The sequence below is a fragment of the Neisseria flavescens genome (genome assembly GCF_001618065.1).
Classification (GTDB): Bacteria; Pseudomonadota; Gammaproteobacteria; order Burkholderiales; family Neisseriaceae; genus Neisseria; species Neisseria flavescens_A.
The window spans coordinates 113,099-132,553 of record NZ_LAEI01000041.1; the positions used below are offsets into that span (position 1 = coordinate 113,099).

Annotated in this window: 21 protein-coding genes and 1 pseudogene; 20 read left to right on the forward strand and 2 right to left on the reverse strand. The window is 48.6% G+C overall.

What is annotated here, in order from left to right:
* Positions 1-120 precede the first annotated feature (120 nt).
* The 4 genes and pseudogenes from yjgA to TW89_RS05910 all read left to right on the forward strand — a co-directional run bounded on the left by yjgA (position 121) and on the right by TW89_RS05910 (position 4,191).
* Positions 121-654 (forward strand): ribosome biogenesis factor YjgA, encoded by a 534-nt coding sequence (gene yjgA / locus TW89_RS05895; RefSeq protein WP_128580839.1) that lies wholly within the window; start codon positions 121-123, stop codon positions 652-654.
* A 71-nt stretch (positions 655-725) separates the two neighbouring features.
* Positions 726-1,435: pseudogene (locus tag TW89_RS05900) on the forward strand (hypothetical protein).
* Between the two features lie 101 nt (positions 1,436-1,536).
* Positions 1,537-3,237 (forward strand): single-stranded-DNA-specific exonuclease RecJ, encoded by a 1,701-nt coding sequence (recJ, locus tag TW89_RS05905; protein ID WP_128580840.1) that lies wholly within the window; start codon positions 1,537-1,539, stop codon positions 3,235-3,237.
* Between the two features lie 18 nt (positions 3,238-3,255).
* Positions 3,256-4,191 (forward strand): DMT family transporter, encoded by a 936-nt coding sequence (locus TW89_RS05910; RefSeq protein WP_128580841.1) that lies wholly within the window; start codon positions 3,256-3,258, stop codon positions 4,189-4,191.
* A gap of 95 nt (positions 4,192-4,286) precedes the next feature.
* Here TW89_RS05910 and TW89_RS05915 read toward each other — a convergent pair whose 3' ends face one another.
* Positions 4,287-5,765: an aldehyde dehydrogenase family protein gene (locus TW89_RS05915; protein WP_070584307.1), complete on the reverse strand. Its 1,479-nt coding sequence runs from the start codon at positions 5,763-5,765 to the stop codon at positions 4,287-4,289.
* A gap of 340 nt (positions 5,766-6,105) precedes the next feature.
* On the opposite strand from TW89_RS05915, the gene adhP reads away from it, so the two are divergent.
* The gene (gene adhP / locus TW89_RS05920) at positions 6,106-7,149 is read left to right on the forward strand and encodes an alcohol dehydrogenase AdhP (RefSeq protein ID WP_164836702.1); all 1,044 of its coding nucleotides are present in this window, start codon (positions 6,106-6,108) and stop codon (positions 7,147-7,149) included.
* 68 nt (positions 7,150-7,217) lie between these two features.
* Here the strand turns inward: adhP and TW89_RS05925 are convergent, their stop codons facing one another.
* Positions 7,218-8,141 carry an RluA family pseudouridine synthase gene (locus tag TW89_RS05925; protein ID WP_128580842.1) on the reverse strand — a complete coding sequence of 308 codons (924 nt, stop codon included), beginning with the start codon at positions 8,139-8,141 and terminating at the stop codon, positions 7,218-7,220.
* 338 nt (positions 8,142-8,479) lie between these two features.
* On the opposite strand from TW89_RS05925, the gene TW89_RS05930 reads away from it, so the two are divergent.
* From TW89_RS05930 to TW89_RS06000, 15 genes are all read left to right on the forward strand, one after another.
* Positions 8,480-9,349, forward strand: a complete 870-nt coding sequence (locus tag TW89_RS05930) for a meta-pathway of phenol degradation family protein (RefSeq protein WP_128580843.1) — start codon at positions 8,480-8,482, stop codon at positions 9,347-9,349.
* A 40-nt stretch (positions 9,350-9,389) separates the two neighbouring features.
* Positions 9,390-9,827 (forward strand): hypothetical protein, encoded by a 438-nt coding sequence (locus tag TW89_RS05935; RefSeq protein WP_128580844.1) that lies wholly within the window; start codon positions 9,390-9,392, stop codon positions 9,825-9,827.
* Positions 9,828-9,895: 68 nt separating this feature from the next.
* Positions 9,896-10,165 carry a hypothetical protein gene (locus TW89_RS05940; RefSeq protein ID WP_070713038.1) on the forward strand — a complete coding sequence of 90 codons (270 nt, stop codon included), beginning with the start codon at positions 9,896-9,898 and terminating at the stop codon, positions 10,163-10,165.
* A gap of 138 nt (positions 10,166-10,303) precedes the next feature.
* Positions 10,304-10,960, forward strand: a complete 657-nt coding sequence (locus tag TW89_RS05945) for a C39 family peptidase (RefSeq protein WP_164836703.1) — start codon at positions 10,304-10,306, stop codon at positions 10,958-10,960.
* A gap of 117 nt (positions 10,961-11,077) precedes the next feature.
* A complete protein-coding gene (gene hisS / locus TW89_RS05950; RefSeq protein ID WP_128580846.1) occupies positions 11,078-12,373 on the forward strand; it encodes a histidine--tRNA ligase in 1,296 nt (431 codons plus the stop codon).
* Positions 12,374-13,003: a YfgM family protein gene (locus TW89_RS05955; RefSeq protein ID WP_128580847.1), complete on the forward strand. Its 630-nt coding sequence runs from the start codon at positions 12,374-12,376 to the stop codon at positions 13,001-13,003.
* Between the two features lie 141 nt (positions 13,004-13,144).
* Positions 13,145-14,602: a ribosome biogenesis GTPase Der gene (der, locus tag TW89_RS05960; RefSeq protein ID WP_128580848.1), complete on the forward strand. Its 1,458-nt coding sequence runs from the start codon at positions 13,145-13,147 to the stop codon at positions 14,600-14,602.
* A 297-nt stretch (positions 14,603-14,899) separates the two neighbouring features.
* Positions 14,900-15,196, forward strand: a complete 297-nt coding sequence (gene hfq / locus TW89_RS05965) for an RNA chaperone Hfq (protein ID WP_036493792.1) — start codon at positions 14,900-14,902, stop codon at positions 15,194-15,196.
* A 78-nt stretch (positions 15,197-15,274) separates the two neighbouring features.
* Positions 15,275-15,844 (forward strand): class I SAM-dependent methyltransferase, encoded by a 570-nt coding sequence (locus TW89_RS05970; protein ID WP_128580849.1) that lies wholly within the window; start codon positions 15,275-15,277, stop codon positions 15,842-15,844.
* 55 nt (positions 15,845-15,899) lie between these two features.
* Positions 15,900-16,274 (forward strand): SirB2 family protein, encoded by a 375-nt coding sequence (locus TW89_RS05975; RefSeq protein ID WP_003681989.1) that lies wholly within the window; start codon positions 15,900-15,902, stop codon positions 16,272-16,274.
* Positions 16,275-16,289: 15 nt separating this feature from the next.
* On the forward strand, positions 16,290-16,778 hold the full coding sequence (folK, locus tag TW89_RS05980) for a 2-amino-4-hydroxy-6-hydroxymethyldihydropteridine diphosphokinase (protein ID WP_128580850.1): 489 nt from the start codon (positions 16,290-16,292) through the stop codon (positions 16,776-16,778).
* A gap of 97 nt (positions 16,779-16,875) precedes the next feature.
* Positions 16,876-17,511, forward strand: a complete 636-nt coding sequence (locus TW89_RS05985; RefSeq protein WP_070590983.1) for a deoxynucleoside kinase — start codon at positions 16,876-16,878, stop codon at positions 17,509-17,511.
* A gap of 36 nt (positions 17,512-17,547) precedes the next feature.
* Positions 17,548-17,991 (forward strand): peroxiredoxin, encoded by a 444-nt coding sequence (locus TW89_RS05990; RefSeq protein ID WP_003683206.1) that lies wholly within the window; start codon positions 17,548-17,550, stop codon positions 17,989-17,991.
* A 77-nt stretch (positions 17,992-18,068) separates the two neighbouring features.
* On the forward strand, positions 18,069-18,947 hold the full coding sequence (xerD, locus tag TW89_RS05995) for a site-specific tyrosine recombinase XerD (protein WP_128580851.1): 879 nt from the start codon (positions 18,069-18,071) through the stop codon (positions 18,945-18,947).
* 227 nt (positions 18,948-19,174) lie between these two features.
* A complete protein-coding gene (locus tag TW89_RS06000) occupies positions 19,175-19,375 on the forward strand; it encodes a (2Fe-2S)-binding protein (protein WP_003681978.1) in 201 nt (66 codons plus the stop codon).
* The last annotated feature ends 80 nt before the right edge of the window (positions 19,376-19,455 follow it).

Below are 19,455 nucleotides of genomic sequence, written 5' to 3' on the forward strand. Positions count from 1 at the left end.
AGGTTTCCTGACAGGGTTTTGCGGCATTTTAACCGTTTCAGACGGCCTCTGCAAAAATCGCACGGAAAGACCGTCTGAAAACTGATAAAATAGGCAGATTCAGAAAATCAGGGAAACACAATGTTTGAACAAGAAGACGAATGGGTCAGCAAAACCCAAATGAAAAAGCAGATGAACAATTTGCAGGCTTTGGGGATGGAATTGACCAAGCTCTCCAGCGATACGCTGAAAAAAATCGGCTTGGACGAAGAGCTGTTCGAGGCCATCGTTACCTATAAAAAAATCACGTCCAACAGCGCGCTCAAACGCCAAGCCCAATTTATCGGCCGCCTGATGCGCGATACCGATCCTGCACCCATCGAAGCCTATTTGGCCAAACTGCGCGGCGACAATACGGCGCACAATGCCTTTTTGCAACGCGTTGAGCAGGCGCGTACTCGACTGTTGGCAGACGATGGCGCGATTACCCAATTTATGGCCGATTTTCCGCAAGCCGACGCCGGCAAATTGCGCACCTTGATCCGCAACACCAAAAAAGAGCAGGAACAAAACAAACCGCCGAAAAACTTCCGCGCGCTGTTCCAAGAAATTAAAGCAGTGATGGAGGCCGGTCAATCCGACGCTTCAGAAGAAGGGCAGGATTGGGAGGAATAAACCTCAAGGCCGTCTGAAAACGGATTGCGGTTTTCAGACGGCCTGTGTCGTAATGCCGAAGGAGGATGACCATGAAATTTCGCCGCTCTGTACCCGCCTTGTTAATTAGTGCACTAACCCTGAATGGTTGTACTGTCTTTCTTTGGGGAGGGAACAACCCGTTCCATAAAACCACAACCGAAAAAACCGTTGCCAAAGACAATATTCAAGCATTTGGAGTGGTTGCCAAAGACAATACGCAACTGGAAACAGGCAGCCTGGTCATGATGGGCAAAAAATATTGGTTTGTCGTTAATCCTAAAGATTCGGCCAAGTTGAAGGCGGTCTTGGATGTTAAATTGGACAAACAGTTTCAAATGGTTCAGCAAAATCCAAGATATGTGTATAAGGCTTTGCCGGTCGAATTGAAATCCCCTGAAGCGCAAACTTTCCGCTCAAAATTCTGCCTGCGTTACGATACTCAAAAAGCTGCCGAGATTGCTAAGTTGAAACAGTTGGCATTCAAGCCGGTCGAACTCGATGACAAAACTGTCTACACGCGGTGTATTTCTACCGAAGGTCATTATTACGCAACGCCGAAAAATGTTGCCGAAGACCGCCGTTTTGACACTGCCGTCCCGGTCAGAATTTATTATACGGAAACCAAAAAAGCACCGACGTTCAGAAGTTGACGGAGAATATCCTGCAAACACCATTCACATTGGCTTTGGATGCAGTCGGCGCAGTGATAGCAGTCCCCTATGTCGTAGTCAGTGAAATTATTGATGCTTCACGCAAATAATATCCAAGGCCGTCTGAAAACGGATTGTAGGTTTCAGACGGCCTGGCCCTTAAAATAAACGCTTCAAAATATTAATTTTTTTCTCTTTAAACCCACACACCATGTCCGTCAAAATCCAAACACGTTCCATTAATCCGACTGTTTTCAATGACTTGCTCACTGCCGGTACCGATCCTTTGATTGCACGGCTGTGTGCTGCGCGTGATGTGCAAAGTCCGGCTGAGTTGGACGACAAGCTTGCAGCTCTTTTGCCGTATCAAACGCTGACAAACTGCGAAGCCGCCGCCGGCCGTTTGGCGGATGCGATTGAGCGTCAGGAAAAAATCCTGATTGTCGCCGACTACGATGCCGACGGCGCGACGGCGTGTTCTGTCGGTATGAGCGGTTTGGCGGCGATGGGGGCGAAAGTGGATTTTCTTGTGCCCAACCGCTTTGAACACGGCTACGGCTTAACGCCCGAGCTGGCTGAAATCGCGGCAGAGCAAGGTGTGGATTTGCTGATTACGGTTGATAACGGTATCGCCAGTATTGCAGGCGTGGCGCGTGCGCAGGAATTGGGTTTGGATGTGATTGTGACCGACCACCATCTGCCTGCCGAGACTGTGCCCGACTGCATCATCGTCAATCCGAACCAAAAAGGCTGTAGTTTTCAAAGCAAAAGCTTAGCGGGCGTGGGTGTGATTTTTTATGTATTGATGGCTTTGCGTGCCGAACTGCGCCGTCGCAATTATTTTTCAGACGGCCTGAAAGAGCCGAATTTGGGCGACCTTTTGGATTTGGTCGCACTCGGCACTGTCGCCGATGTCGTCACTCTGGACCACAACAACCGTATCCTCGTGTCTCAAGGTTTGAAACGGATGCGTTTGGGCAAGATGCGACCCGGCATCCGCGCCTTGTTTGAAGTAGCGCGGCGCGACTGGCGCAAAGCGCAGCCATTTGATATGGGTTTTGCGTTGGGGCCGCGCATCAATGCGGCCGGACGGCTGGACGATATGTCGGTCGGCATTGCCTGTCTGTTGGCGCGAGATGATGCCGAGGCGCAGGAACTGGCGGCGCAGTTAAACAACCTCAATATCGAGCGCCGCGAAATCGAGCAATCCATGCTGCAAGACGCGCTGAACGATTTTCCTGAAACCCTGCCTTCAGGGCAGACGACGTTGGTGGCGTATCGCGACGACTTCCATCAAGGCGTGGTCGGCATCGTTGCCAGCCGCCTCAAAGACCGTTTTTATCGTCCGACCATCGTGTTTGCGCCTGCCGACAATGGCGAAGTGCGCGGTTCGGGACGCTCCATTCCCAATCTGCACCTGCGCGATGCTTTGGATTTGGTGTCCAAACGCCATCCCGATTTGATTTTGAAATTCGGCGGACACGCGATGGCGGCGGGTTTGAGCATACTTGAACACAATATTCCCGCGTTTCAGACGGCCTTTGATGAAGCCGTGCGCGAGATGGTGTGCGAAGACGATTTGTCGCAAACCTTCATCACCGACGGCAGCCTGCCTGCACGCGACATTACGCTGGAACAGGCGCAAAACCTTGCCAAACACGTTTGGGGGCAGGGCTTCGCGCCACCGAGTTTTACCGATGAATTTCACGTCATCCGCCAGCAGCCGTTGGGTGCGGAAGGCAAACATAAAAAAGTCTGGCTACAAAAAGACGGCTACGAATTTGAAGCCATGTTTTGGCGTTGCAGCGAAGACATTCCCGAATACATCCGCACGGTGTACCGCCCCGTTGCCAACGAATGGCGGAATAATCTCGAATTACAGCTTTATATCGACTACTGGGAAGCCGCGTAAGCAAAGGCCGTCTGAAAAATGAAGAAACAAAAACCGTGGCTCGGCTTTTCATTGGCGCTGCTTGCCACCATGACTTGGGGTTCGCTGCCGGTCATCGCACAGCAGGCCTTAAAAGCCGTCGATGTGCCCACGCTGGTGTGGGTACGCTTTTTAGTGGCTTCGCTGGTGTTGTTTGTGCTGTTGGGGCTGACCGGCAAGCTGCCGAGGCCGTCTGAATTTTCCAAGCAAACCTTGTTTTTATTGGTGTTGGGCATTATCGGTATTTCCGCCAACTTTGTTCTCGTTGCCATGGGTTTGCACTATATTTCGCCGACAACCACGCAGGTGTTGTGGCAGCTCTCGCCCTTTACCATGATTTTGGTCGGCGTAGGCGTGTTTAAAGAAGCCTTTACGCACTGGCAAAAAATCGGCTTGATGCTTTTGCTGACGGGTTTGGTCATGTTTTTCAACGACAAATTCGGCGAACTTTTCAGCTTGGGCAGCTACGCGGTCGGCGTGATGATGGCGGCTTCGGGCAGCATGATTTGGGTGTGTTACGGTGTGGCGCAAAAACTTTTGTCCAAACATTTCAATTCGCAACAAATCCTGCTCATGATTTATTTTTGCAGCAGCTTTGTTTTCCTGCCGTTTGCCGAACCGTCACAGATTGCCCATATCGGCAATCCGTTTTTATGGGGTTGCTTTATCTATTGCTGCTTAAACACGCTGATCGGCTACGGTTCATTCGGCGAAGCGCTCAACCATTGGGACGCTTCAAAAGTCAGTATCGTCACCACGCTGATTCCTGTATTCACCATGATATTTTCCACCATCGGCCATCATCTCGCCCCCGATTATTTTGCCGCTTCGGATATGAATCTCGTCAGCTATGTGGGTGCTATGGTGGTTGTGGCCGGCGCATTGCTGGCTGTGGCCGGAGAGAAAGTGATGGGGCTTTTTTTGAGAAAGATATAAAGCATTTATTGTAAAACAGAATAAAACAAGGCCGTCTGAAACAGGTTTCAGACGGCCTTTATATTTTTTAAATCAGATTAATGTGAAACGGCGGATTAATAGAAGCCTTCGCGTTCTTCACGGGTGCTAATGTAGATGTTTTTCACTTGGGTGTAGGCGGCGAGCATCATTTTGTGGGTTTCGCGGCCGATACCTGAAGTTTTGTAGCCGCCAAACGGCGCGCCGGCAGGCAGGCGGTTGTAGCAGTTTACCCAAACGCGGCCGGTTTCCAATGCGTTGGAAACGCGCAGGCAGCGGTTGATGTCGGTACTCCACACTGCGCCACCCAAGCCGTATTCGCTGTCGTTCGCCATTTTGATGACTTCTTCTTCGGTTTTGAATTTAATCACGGTGGCAACCGGGCCGAAGATTTCTTCTTGGGAAACACGGGCTTCGTTGCTGGCTTCAATCAAAGTAGGCTCGACAAATTCGCCTTTGCCCAATTCGCCTTCGATTTTTTTACCGCCGGTAATGATGCGGCAGCCTTCCTGTTCGCCGATTTTGACGTATTTCAAAATGGTCTCGAGTTGACCGGCATTGACTTGCGAACCCATTTGGGTGTCGTCTTCCCAAGGTAGGCCGACTTTGATTTTTTTGAATTCTTCCGCCAAAGCATTGACGAATTTGTCGTAAATGCCTTCCTGAACGAAGATACGCGAACCGGCGCAGCACACTTGGCCTTGGTTGAACAAAATACCTTTTTGCGCGCCTTCGAGGGCTTTGTCGAAAGGCATATCGTCGAAGAAGATGTTGGCAGATTTGCCGCCCAATTCCAAAGTGGACGGAATCAGCAATTCGGCGGCGGCGATGCCGACGCGGCGGCCGACTTCGGTTGAGCCGGTAAAGGCCAGTTTGTTGAAGCCTTTGTGGTGCAGCATGTATTCGCCGGATTTAGAACCGCGGCCGGTAATCACGTTCAACACGCCTTTAGGCAGCAAGTGGTTGATTTTTTGAGCGAGGGACAACAGGCTCAATGAAGTGCTGGAAGAAGGGTGGATGACGATGGTACAACCTGCGGCCAATGCCGGAGCGATTTTCCATGCAGCCATCAAGAATGGAAAGTTCCAAGGAATGATTTGGCCGACAACGCCGATCGGTTCGCGCAGAACGATGGACAGGTCTTCGGCGTCAAGCTGGGTCGCAGTGCCTTCTTCACCGCGGATCACGCTGGCGAAATAGCGGAAATGGTCGGAAGCCAAAGGCACGTCGGCGGCGCGGGTTTCGCGGATCGGTTTGCCGTTGTCCAAGGTTTCTTGCAGGGCGAACAATTCGGCGTTTTCATCGATTACATCGGCGATTTTGTTCAAAATGGCCGCGCGTTCGGCAGTAGTGGTTTTGCGCCATGTTTTGAACGCTTCTTGCGCAGCGGCTACGGCAGCATCGACATCGGCATCGGTTGCGTCTGTGAACTTGGCCAACTCATCGCCATTGGCAGGGTTGTAAGAGGATAAAAGTTTGCCTTCGCTACCTTTTGTCCATTCGCCGTTGATCAAAAGGCCATATTCTTTATCAAACACATTTAAATCTTTTGCCATAATGCTGTCTCCTTAATGAATGGGAATAGGTGTTTTTGCACCATGAAAACAGCTTATTATTTTTTCTTTTTAAGTTCAAGTACTAAAAATGAGAATATTCTTAAAATTTATATTTGCAATGTTGTTTTATGTAGCAGGCCGTCTGAAAAATAAAGGATTTGATTGAAATGAAAGTGCATTTGTTAATGTATTTAAAGATTTATACGGCTTAAATAGATCCTGTTATGGTATAACATTATAACTCATTGTTTTAAAAAAGATTATGGGTTGACGGCTTAGAATATGGGGAGTATTCTCATTCATAGCTAAACAGTTTTTCAACACCCTAGGAGACTCTCTCATGAAAATGCATGCTGTGGTAGTAAATAAAGATGTAGCAGGTGATGTAGAAGTTGTTGAACGCGAACTGCGTCCGCTGGAATACGGCGAGGCGTTGGTGGAAGTCGAGTATTGCGGCGTGTGCCACACCGACTTGCACGTTGCGGCAGGCGATTACGGCGACAAACCGGGTCGCGTGTTGGGACACGAAGGCATCGGTTTGGTTAAAGAAGTTGCCGACGGTGTGAAAAATCTGAAAGTTGGCGATCGTGTCAGCATCGCATGGCTGTTCCAAAGCTGCGGTTCTTGCGAATACTGCAATACCGGCCGCGAAACCTTGTGCCGCTCTGTATTGAACGCAGGCTATACTGCCGACGGCGGCATGGCGACCCACTGTATCGTCGATGCGGACTACGCCGTTAAAGTACCCGACGGTCTTGACCCTGCGCAAGCTTCGAGCATTACTTGTGCCGGTGTGACCACTTATAAAGCGATTAAAGTTTCCGGTGTCCGTCCGGGCCAATGGATTGCGATTTACGGCGCAGGCGGTTTGGGCAACTTGGCAGTTCAATACGCGAAAAAAGTATTCGGCGCACACGTTGTCGCCATCGACATCAACGATGAAAAACTGGCATTCGCTAAAGAAAGCGGCGCTGATTTAGTCATCAACGCCGCCAAAGAAGACGCTGCCAAAGTGATCCAAGAAAAAACCGGCGGCGCACACGCAGCTGTTGTTACCGCCGTATCCGCCGTCGCGTTCAACTCCGCTGTGGACTGCGTCCGTGCAGGCGGCCGCGTCGTTGCCATTGGTCTGCCGCCCGAATCTATGGACCTGTCCATCCCGCGTCTGGTCTTGGACGGCATCGAAGTGGTCGGCTCTCTGGTCGGTACCCGTAAAGATTTGGAAGAAGCATTCCAATTCGGCGCAGAAGGTTTGGTTGTGCCTAAAGTCCAGTTGCGCGCTTTGGATGAAGCACCTGCCATTTTCCAAGAAATGCGCGAAGGTAAAATTACCGGCCGCATGGTGATTGATATGAATAAAGAGTGTAGCTGCATTCATCACTAATCAAATAGTTTGGTGACAAAAAGGCCGTCTGAAATATTCAGACGGCCTTTTTCATTGGATTGGATAACTTAAAGCGTAAAGCCGCTTTCAAATACGCGGATTTCTCCGCTGATAGGATCGGTAAACTCTATTCTTTTGGCCAGAAGTTTTAAAGGTTTGTCGTAGTCTTCATCACCGGCCGCCAATGGGGTAGGGTAAAGCGCATCGTTCATCAGCGGCATATTCAAACTCATCATATGCACACGGAGCTGGTGTTTCTTTCCTGTATGCGGCGTGAGGCGGTAGAGGCTGAATGCGCCGCGGTTTTCGATAAGCTCGATGGTTGTGTGGGCGTTGGGTTCGCCTTCCGTTTCCCGCGTGAGAAAGAATTTTTCGCCGCGTTCCATTCGTGACGAAATATCCAGAGGATAGTCCAAATCCGTCCGCGTCGGCGCGACCGCTTCATAGGTTTTTTGTACGGTTTTTTCTTGGAACATGGTCTGATAATCACGACGCGTGGCAGGATTGAGCGAAAGCAGCATAACGCCTGCCGTATCTTTGTCCAAGCGATGAATCGGCGTAATGTCTTCAACATTCAAATGCTGCAATTCCGGCCGCAAACGCAGGCGCGTGAGCAGGGTTTCCCGCAAAAACCTGCCGCTGGGGATGACAGGCAGAAAATGCGGTTTGTCCACCACAATCAAATGCTCATCAATATGCAAAATCTTTTCTTCAAACGGAATACGCGGCTCGCTCTCACGGCTGGTTTCACGGTAATAAAACATCGTCTTGCCGGGCTCGAACAAAGTATTCTCATCAAACGGTACGCCATCCGCGCCCACCACAAAACCGCTGTTCAGCCGCCGCCGCCAGTTTTCTTCGCCGACAAAGGGAAAATGAGCGCATAAAAAATGCAGCAGCGGCAAGCCGTAAAACTGCTTTTCATGCGGCAAAACCAAGTAGCTGGGTTTAACACCGTCTAAAAGGGGGAGGGGATTGGTACGTTTTTTCATGCGGCGGATTGTACTCGGTTTTTAGGATTTTTTCAGACGATGTTTTTCATTGGGGGCGGACACGATTTTCTGTTGCCGCCATCATTTCAGAGCAGAAAGGAATTCATCTTTGATGACTGGTGACCTGTTTCAGATTAATGGACGGTTTAGCAGTTAAGGTCGTCTGAAAACGTGGATTGAAACTCAAAGCTTTCGTCTTTAGACGAACTCTTGCAGAAAATACCTTAATAGAAGAAAGCAATAATTTTTCAAGTTATCATTAAAAATATAATTTAGACAAACTACACTAAATTTCATTAATATCCGTTAAATTCAATTTAACTTGGTAAAACAATAATATGAAAAATATCCTTATTGCATTTGTTAGTTTTGTTCCATTTTGCGTCCGTGCAGATCTGCCTCTGAATATCGAAGACATTATGACCGATAAGGGCAAAATCAAACTCGATGCTTCCGTTACCTACATCAACAGCGAAAGCAGCCGTTCCGAACTTGCCGCGCCAATTTACATTCAGACAGGTTCTGCTTCCTTTATTCCCGTCCCGACCGAAATTCAGGAAAATGGCAGTAACAGCGATATGCTCGTCGGCACTCTCGGCCTACGCTATGGCTTGACCGGAAACACCGAAATTTACGGCAGCGGCAGCTACTTGTGGCGCGAAGACCGCAGATTCGACAGCGAAAGCAGCAAAACCCGCGACAAGCATCTATCCGATGTATCCCTCGGTATCAGCCATACCTTCCTCAAAGACGATAAAAATCCTGCTCTTATCGGCTTTCTCGAAGGTACGCTTTACGAAAAATCACGTGGCAAAGCCTCGTCAGGCAAATCATGGCTGATTGGCGCGACCACCTACAGAGCCATCGATCCTGTCGTCCTCTCATTGACCGCCGCCTACCGTATTAACGGCAGCAAAACCCTTTCAGACGACGTCAAATACAAAGCAGGCAACTACTGGGTGCTGAATCCCAATATCTCCTTCGCCGCCAACGACAGGATCAGCCTCACAGGCGGCATCCAATGGCTGGGCAAGCAGCCCGACCGTCTGGACGGCAAAAAAGAATCCGCAAGGAATACATCTACCTACGCCCATCTCGGCGCAGGCCTCGGCTTCTCCAAAGCCACGTCTTTAAACGCATCCGCACGCTTCAATATTTCAGGGCAGAGCAGCTCCGAACTGAAATTGGGCGTACAGCATACGTTTTAAGCAGGCTTTGATTTTCCAACCTTGTAAAAAAGGGACTTTTATGAAAAAACAAATTACCGCAGCCATGATGATTCTAACGATGATTGCCACTCCCGTAATGGCAAACAGCATGGATAATCAGGCATTTGAAGACCAAGTGTTCCACACGCAGGCAGATGCGCCGATGCAGTTGGCGGAGCTTTCTCAAAAGGAGATGAAAGAAACTGAGGGGGAGTGGATTCCTAATGCTGTTGGAGGCATTATGGGAGGAGTTGGAGGGCATTTCAGCTATATGGCTCATGCTGTTGCTAGTGGCTCGTATAATCGAAATTCACATTGGGCAGCAATTGGAACTGGTGCGTTAATTGGTGCGGCAAGCCCTATTAACGGAGGAAGAACACTGATTAATGGTATGCGAGGTGTAGCAGTGGGGGCTGTTGCTGGTGGCATAACTGGTTATGCAGGTTCTATGGGTAAGAACACCAACATTCGCCGTTAAATAATAAATAAACCAATTTCCAACCAAACCTGCTATCGGTTTGGTTGGAAGCAAGGGGAGGTAAGGTAGTGTTTCCTGTTATTTTCTTTTCGACATTGGGCTGTATTTTAGTATGGATAAAAGATATGCCTAAAATAAAATCAAAAAAAATTTTGGGAAGATCCTTATATATTATAGGAATAATAAATGTAATAATCGGCTATGTATTAATTAAAAATATATTAGTTTCTGTTTCGGATGAAGTTGGAATAAAATATCTTGCAATATATTTATCAAATATTTTTTTTTGGACAATCCTGATGATGGTATTCGTAAAAAGACTGTCTAAGAAGCGGTAAGGGCAGTAGGTCATGGTGCAACATGGTTTGCCCCTAATACCTGTTATATCCCTTACTATTTATACTATTAAGAATAATTATGTAAGAGGTCGTCTGAAAGCTTTTTCAGACGACCTCTTACATATATCTTTAGAAGGTATGATGATGTTAAAACGTATTTGTCTGTCAGTGCCGATTGCCGTTTCTTTATCCGGTCTTCTGAATGCTGCACTTATGTTTAACGATAATCCTGTTGTTTACGGAAAAATCAAAGTGCAAAGTTGGAAAGAGAGGCGCGATTTCAATATTGTAAAACAGGATTTGGATTTTTCCTGCGGGGCGGCTTCGGTGGCGACGCTTTTGAACAATTTTTACGGGCAAAAGCTGACGGAGGAAGAAGTATTGAAAAAGCTGGATAAGGAACAGATGCGCGCGTCGTTTGAGGATATGCAGCGCATTATGCCTGATTTGGGTTTTGAAGCGAAAGGCTATGCCCTGTCTTTCGAGCAGCTCGTGCAGTTGAAAATCCCCGTCATCGTGTATTTGAAATACCGTAAGGATGATCATTTCTCGGTATTGCGCGGCATAGACGGCAATACGGTTTTGCTTGCCGACCCGTCGCTGGGTCATGTTTCCATGAGCAGGGCGCAGTTTTTGGATGCTTGGAAAACCCGTGAGGGAAATTTGGCAGGTAAGATTTTGGCTGTCGTACCGAAAAAAGCGGAGACGATTTCAAATAAATTGTTTTTCACACATCATCCCAAGCGGCAGACGGAATTTGCAGTCAAACAAATCAGGCTACGGCGTGTAGAGTGAGTCAAAGGCCGTCTGAAAACTGTTTCAGACGGCCTTTTGATTTGTTCCCAACCTCACAAACCCTTAAAAATCAGCTATAATGCCCAACTATTTGATTTTCGCTTATCCCATATTGAAATGGCACAAAAAATTCAATCTGTAAAAGGTATGAACGACCTTTTACCTGTCGAACAAAAAGATTTCAAACTGACGGCTGCGTTTTGGCAGGCGTTTGAAGACACGGTCGGCCGTTGGACACGCGCTTACGGCTACCAGCAAATCCGTACGCCGATTGTCGAGCAAACCGGTTTGTTTGTCCGCTCTATCGGCGAGGAAACCGATGTGGTCGGCAAGGAAATGTACACCTTCTCCGATTCAAACGATTCTTTGAGTTTGAGCCTGCGCCCTGAAGGTACGGCTTCTTGTCTGCGTGCGGTGGTCGAACACAACCTTCTGTACAACAGCCCGCAAAAGCTGTGGTATATGGGGCCGATGTTCCGCCGCGAGCGTCCGCAAAAAGGCCGTTATCGTCAGTTCCATCAGGTCGGTATCGAGGCTTTGGGTTTTGAAGGGCCGGATATCGATGCGGAAATCATCGCGATGTCTGCCGACTTATGGGAAAAATTGGGTATTCGCGAATACCTGACTTTGGAAATCAACAGTTTGGGCAACCGTGAGGAACGCGCGGCACACCGTGCGGCATTGGTTGAATATTTGACCCGCTATGAGGCGCAATTGGATGAAGACAGCAAACGCCGTCTGAAAACCAATCCTTTGCGCGTTTTGGATACGAAAAACCCTGATTTGCAGGAAATCTGCAATGCAGCGCCGCGTCTGGTGGATTACTTGGGCGAGGCTTCGCAAAACCACTATGCACGCTTCAAGGCGATGTTGGATGGTTTGGGTATTCAATATATTGAAAATCCGCGCTTGGTTCGTGGTTTGGATTATTACAATCAGACGGTTTTTGAGTGGACGACCGACAAACTCGGTGCGCAGGCGACTGTGTGCGGTGGCGGTCGTTACGATGGTTTGATTGAGGAACTTGGCGGCAAACCTGCGCCGTCTATCGGCTTTGCAATGGGTATTGAGCGCCTGCTGCTTTTGGTGAACGAATACGGCTCGCTGGAAGTGAACGCCGCGCCTGATGTCTATGCAATGCACCAAGGCGAAGGTGCGGACTTGCAGGTGATGAAATACGCGCAAGCCTTACGCGCCCAAGGTTTCAATGTGATGCAGCATTCCGGTTATCAGAGCCTGAAAGCGCAAATGAAAAAAGCAGACAACAGTGGCGCATGCTTTGCGCTGATTGTGGCTCAGGATGAGCTGGCAAACGATACAGTTACCCTGAAAGATATGCAGGGCAAACACGAACAACAAACCGTTGCCGCCGCTGATTTGACAGACACTTTACAACAATGGAAGAACGCATAAATGGCAGCCCATTTGGAAGAACAACAAGAGTTAGACAACTTTAAATATTTTTGGAAAAGCATCGGCCGTTGGATTTTTACCTTGCTGATCGTGGCGTCTTTGGGGTATTTGGGTTACACCATTTACCAAGGCCAAAAAGCTTCAAAAGATCAGGAAGCCGCCGCCGTATTGGCGCAAATGGTGGAAAAGGCACAGCAAAAAACCGACCAAAAAGCCATCAATGCCGATTTGGCCGAATTGCAAAAAAACTATCCTGATTCTATTTCGACAGCCCAAGCCACTTTGATGGTAGCGGCAACCGAGTTCGATGCCGGCCGTTATGATGTGGCGGAAGGTCATTTGAATTGGGTGCTGAAAAACCAAAATGCACCGCTGGTTCAAGCTTTGGCAGCACAGCGTTTGGGCGTTGTCCTGTTGCAGCAGAAAAAATACGATGCCGCCATCAATGCCCTGAATACTCAGGTTGAGGCTGATTTCGAGCCTTTGATGCTGGAAACCAAAGGCGATGTTTACGTTGCCCAAAATAAAACCAAAGAAGCCGTACAAAGTTACGAAGTTGCTTTGAGCAAAATGCCGCAAACCGCAGTAGGCCGCGAATTGCTGCAAATGAAAATCGACAGCTTGAAATAAGTTTGTTTGAAATCAAGGCCGTCTGAAGTTGCAATGACTTTTCAGACGGCCTACACTTATCCTTATCAACCGTGTTTTTAAAACACCTGCTTGTGTTCCGCTCCCGTTTTTAGGCGGCACTTGACACAGAAAGACTCAATCATGAAACCAACCATCGCGCTTGTCGGCCGCCCCAATGTCGGCAAATCTACTTTATTCAACCGTTTGACGCGCACCAAAGACGCGCTCGTGCATGACTTGCCCGGCCTGACGCGTGACCGACATTACGGTCATGGCAAAGTCGGCAGCAAACCTTATTTGGTCATCGATACCGGCGGTTTTGAGCCAGTTGTGGACAGCGGCATTTTGCACGAAATGGCAAAACAAACCTTGCAGGCTGTCGATGAAGCCGATGCAGTGGTGTTTTTGGTGGACGGCCGCACCGGTTTGACGCCGCAAGACAAAATCATTGCCGACCGTTTGCGCCAAAGTCCGCGTCCCGTTTATTTGGCCGTGAATAAAGGCGAAGGCGGCAATAGGGCCGTACTTGCCGCCGAGTTCTACGAACTTGCTTTGGGCGACCCTTATGTTATTTCAGGTGCGCACGGCGATGGCGTGTATTATCTGATTGAAGATATTTTGGAAACCTTCCCTGAGCCTGAAAAGGAAGAGGAAGAAGCGAAACATCCTGTTTTTGCTGTAATCGGCCGTCCAAATGTCGGTAAATCGACCTTGGTAAACGCCATCCTCGGCGAAGAACGCGTGACTGCTTTCGATATGGCAGGCACGACGCGCGACAGTATCCATATCGATTTTGAACGTGAAGGCAAGCCGTTTACCATCATTGATACCGCAGGTGTGCGCCGTCGCGGCAAAGTGGATGAAGCTGTGGAAAAGTTCTCCGTTATCAAAGCCATGCAGGCGGTTGAAGCGGCAAACGTAGCTGTTTTGGTGTTGGATGCGCAACAAGATATCGCCGATCAAGATGCGACGATTGCAGGTTTTGCTTTGGAAGCAGGCCGTGCCTTGGTAGTGGCGGTCAATAAATGGGACGGCATCAGCGAAGAGCGCCGTGAGCAAGTGAAACGCGATATCAACCGCAAACTGTATTTCCTTGATTTTGCTAAGTTCCACTTTATTTCTGCATTGAAAGAGCGCGGTATAGACGGTTTGTTTGAAAGCATTCAGGCTGCCTACAACGCGGCAATGATTAAGATGCCGACGCCGAAAATCACGCGCGTATTGCAAAGCGCGATCGAGCGTCAACAGCCGCCACGTGCTGGCTTGGTGCGTCCGAAAATGCGTTATGCCCACCAGGGCGGCATGAATCCGCCGGTGATTGTGGTTCACGGCAATTCGCTGCATGCCATTTCTGACAGCTACACACGTTATCTGACCCAAACGTTCCGTAAAGCCTTCAATCTGCAAGGGACGCCGCTCAGAATTCAATACAATGTTTCGGAAAACCCGTATGAAAATGCGGAAGACAAACCGAAGAAAAAACCGTTGCGCCGTGTCAGCCTGAGCAACCGTATTGAGAAACGCGAAGGCCGTAAGGAAGAGAAAAACCGCTTCAAGAAGAAAACCAAAGTCAGCGTGAAAAAACAATTTAGCAAATAAGCAGAAAGGCCGTCTGAACAGTTTCAGACGGACTTTTTATCATAAAAAACAGCTTGTTAGAACTTCATGGCATATTTTCGATAGGATTTGCCGAATTTAAAAAAACATCCAATTTGGGTTTAGGGTTGTTGTGAATATGGAAATGAAACAGTCGGTTTGACGGGAAGTTCCCTTATTGCTGGATTCCTAAACGGTGTGATAGAAAAAAATAGTTGGTAATTTATCCTATTCGGGGCTACAATCCCATCAAACGCCGATTTTGGCGTCTTTACAATCATAATAATGGAGCTCAAGAATATGACAGCTAAAGGACAAATGTTACAAGATCCTTTTTTGAATGCGTTGCGTAAAGAGCACGTTCCGGTTTCGATCTACTTGGTAAACGGCATTAAGCTGCAAGGTCAAGTGGAATCGTTCGACCAGTACGTTGTTCTGCTGCGTAATACTTCCGTCACTCAAATGGTTTACAAACACGCTATCTCAACAATCGTTCCTGCACGCGCAGTCAGCCTGCAGCACGAAAACAAACAACCTCAAGCCGCTGCCGCAGCTGCTCCGGTTCAAGTTGAGACTGTGCAACAACCTGCCGAATAAATGATGTAACGCATTCCTGTTTTTCAATACCTTACCGCTTTTGCGGTAGGGTATTTTTATTTTCAGACGACCTTTATCATGCTGCTTGAAAACATTCTTCCCTTTGCCCACTTCCTGTTACGACAAGCCTTAAAAGCAGGCGGCCGCGCTTTGGATGCGACGGCCGGAAACGGGCATGATACTTTGCTGTTGGCGCAGTCGGTTGGCGAGACGGGTAAGGTGTGGGCGTTTGATGTGCAATCTAAAGCATTAATGCAGACTCAAGGCCGTCTGAAAGAAAACGGCGTAGATGGTTGGGTAGCCCGGATACATGACGGCCATGAAAACCTTTCGTCTTATATCGACGAGCCTTTAGATGCCGCAGTATTTAATTTCGGTTGGCTGCCGGGCGGCGATAAAAGCTGTACAACTGAGGCGGCAAGCAGTATCCGTGCGCTGACGGATACTTTGGGTTTGCTGAAAGAGGGCGGGCTTGCCGTGGCGGTATTGTACCCGGGGCATGAAGCCGGCCGAATAGAGGCTGAAGCGATTGTGCAATGGGCGGAAACTTTGCCGCAGGAAGCCTTTGCCGTGTTACGCTATGGCTTTGTCAACCGCCGTAATGCGCCTCCCTATCTGCTGGCGATTGAAAAGTTGCGTCAGAAATAGATGTTTGCGGTAAAATAGCTGCTTTGTTTTTCAACCCTTAACATAAGAAACTGCCATGCAATATCTGTTTGTAAAATACAGCCATCAGATTTTCGTTGCCATTACCATCCTGTTGTTCAACATACGTTTTTTCCTGCTCTGGCGTCATCCTGAGAAGCCATTGGCTGGCATTTGGAAAGCCATGCCGCATTTGAACGACACCATGTTGCTGTTTACCGGCTTGTGGCTGATGAAGATTACCCATTTTTCGCCGTTCAATGCGCCGTGGCTCGGCATGAAAATCCTGCTGTTGCTGGTTTATATTGTATTGGGCATGATTATGATGCGTTCGCGTCCGCGTTCGCCGAAATTCTATATCGTCTATGTTTTGGCCATGTCGTGTGTTGCTACGATTGTTTTCCTTGCCAAGACCAAAACGCTGCCGTTTTAAAAGAGGCCGTCTGAAATGTATCCGCATTTTGCCGTTATCGCTTTGGGCAGCAATCTCGCCAATCCTGCCGAACAGGTTCGCTCCGCTTTGGCCGAATTGGCCGCGCATCCTCATATCCGGCTCGAAAAAACATCTTCCCTGTATCTGACTGCGCCGGTTGGTTATGACGATCAGCCCGATTTTGTGAACGCCGTTTGTACCGTGAAAACATCATTGGACGGCGTAGCGCTGTTGGCGGAGTTAAACCGCATCGAGGTCGAATTTGGGCGCGAACGTACCTTCCGTAATGCGCCGCGCACTTTGGATTTGGACATCATCGATTTTGACGGTATCCGCAGCGATGACCCTCATCTGACTTTGCCGCATCCGCGCGCGCATGAGCGCAGTTTCGTTATGTTGCCGTTGGCTGAAATTCTTCCGAATTTCGAGTTGGGCGAGCATGGCCGTGCGGCTGATTTGGCTCAGGCTTTGGGCGGGCAGGGTATTCGCCTGTTGAAAGAATAAAGGCCGTCTGAAAAACGGACGAAAACAAGAAAGGGCGTGTTGGACACGCCTTTTTTGCTATAAAATATTGTTGGGAAACACATTACAAAGAGTTACTATGAACCCTCGTTATATTGTTGTCGAAGGTGCCATCGGTAGCGGCAAGACCGCTTTGAGCCGCCGCTTGGCAGAGCATTTCAGCGCGTTGCTGTTGTCGGAGAATCCGGATCACAATCCGTTTCTCATGAAGTTTTACAGCAATGTTTCCAATAATGGCTTGGCTGCCGAGCTTTTCTTCCTGACGCGCCGCGCTGAAAGCGTGAATATTATTGAAGACCAATGTGCGCAAGGCGGAATGGTTGTGGCTGATTTTCTACCGGAAAAAGACCGTATTTTTACGCCCATCGTTTTGAATGATGACGAGCAGCAGCTTTTTGCCGATATGAAGCAACGCATTCTGCCGCAATACGCGGAGCCCGATGTGGTGATTTATCTGCAAACCGCCGTTGAAAACAACCGCAAACGCCTGCAAAAACGTCACGAAGGCATTATCAGCTTGTTCCCCGAAGGCTATTTGGGACGGGTGCATGACGAATACAGCCATTTCTTCCATTTGTATCAAAGCGCACCTTTGCTGACCGTCAATGCCGATGAGTTGGATTTGGCTGGCAATGACGACCACTTCCAGCTTTTGTTGCGCGCATTGGAAGATTTTCAAGGCACGCGCAGTTATTTGAATTTAAGCGAAAAATGAATGCAGGCTAAATTTAGGCCGTCTGAAAGGAATAATATGTCAAAATATCAATTCACACTCCCATCTTCTTCCGGCAGCGATTTTAACTCCGCCGAACATTTGCCGTTGGTTGTCTATTTTTATCCTAAAGACAGCACGCCCGGTTGTACCACCGAAGGCTTGGATTTCAATGCCCGATTGGAACAATTCAAAGCATTGGGCTATACCGTTGTCGGCATTTCGCGCGACGGTGTCAAATCGCATCAGAATTTCTGCGCTAAACAAGGCTTCCAGTTTGAATTGTTGAGCGACAAAGAAGAAACTGTCTGCAAACTGTTTGACGTGATCAAGCTGAAAAAGCTTTACGGCAAAGAATCCCTCGGCATCGAGCGCAGCACGTTTGTGCTGGACGAAAACGGCGAAATCGCCCATGAATGGCGCAAAGTCAAAGTGGCCGGACACGCACAGGAAGTGTTGGATACAATTTCTCAAGCCTCTTAAAATAGGGCTTTGAAAACCTAAGGCCGTCTGAACGGATGTAAAGTCATGCCGTTCAGACGGCCTTTCAATACAGTTTGATGAGTATGGACGATTTAATAGACAAGCTGCTTGAATCCCTTTGGCTGCAAGACCGGCTCAGCCACAATACGCTGCAAAGTTACCGCCGTGATTTGGTCAAAGTCGCCGCGCGTTTGGCCGAGGGCGGGCAGGATTGGTTGAGTGCCGATGAATTTTCCCTGTCTGATGCCGTGTATGCGGAAGGGGAAAAAAGTACGTCCCAAGCGCGGGCATTGTCAGCTTGCAAGCGTATGTACGGCTGGTTGGAAGAAACAGGCCAAAGAGCAGACAATCCCACCCGTTTTCTCAAGGCGCCGAAATCTGAACGCAAACTGCCCACGCTGATTACCGAAGCCCAAATCGATGCGCTGCTGGCTGCGCCGGATGTGGAAACGCTGCACGGGCTGCGCGACAAAGCCTTGCTTGAAGTCATGTATGCAACAGGTTTGCGCGTGACCGAAGCCGTCAAATTGACGCTCAGCGATATCGATTTACATCGCGGCAGTATCCGTACCATAGGCAAGGGCGACAAATTGCGTCTGGTTCCGTTGGGACAGGAAGCGGCATATTGGGTGGAACGCTATTGCAACGAATCGCGCCCGTTATTGCTGAAAAACAAAATTTGCGACGAAGTGTTTGTCAGCCAGAAACGCAGCGGCATCAGCCGTCAGCTTGCATGGATGATAGTCAAAGAATATGCCGAAGCGGCCGGTATTGCTTCGCTCAGTCCGCACGGTTTGCGCCATGCTTTTGCCACGCATTTGGTCAATCACGGCGTCGATTTGCGTTCGGTCCAGATGATGTTGGGACATTCTGACATCAATACCACGCAGATTTATACCCATGTTGCCAATATCCGTTTGAAAAACATGGTCGATGAACACCATTCCCGTTCATAAATAAAGGCGGCATCTCGAAGATGCCGCTTTTTGTTATTGAGGCCGTCTGAACGGTTATAAAGTTTATTATTTATAAAATAACAATCAAAATACAAATTTACATAGAAAAATTTCAAAACAAAAGGACAGTGCCAATATTGCAATGCAAACCGTTTTTATTTATATTTACGTTCAAGAATAAATCCTACTCTCAATTACAGAGGGTAACAAAATTATTGGAGCACATCATGTTTGTCTGCATCTGCAACGCCATTACTGACCACGACATCAAAGAGACCATCGCCGCCGGTGCAACCACCATGAGCGATTTACAGGCTCAATTGGGCGTGGCGACTTGTTGCGGTTGCTGCGGCGAATTGGCAGCGTCATTTTTGACTGCAAGCAGTGCCCAAAATACCGTGACTGCCGGTATCAACGTTCAGTCTTAATTTTAGAATATACACAAAGGCCGTCTGAAGGCGTGATAGAAATCCTTGATTTCGTTTCGCGCCTGTTCAGACGGCCTTTC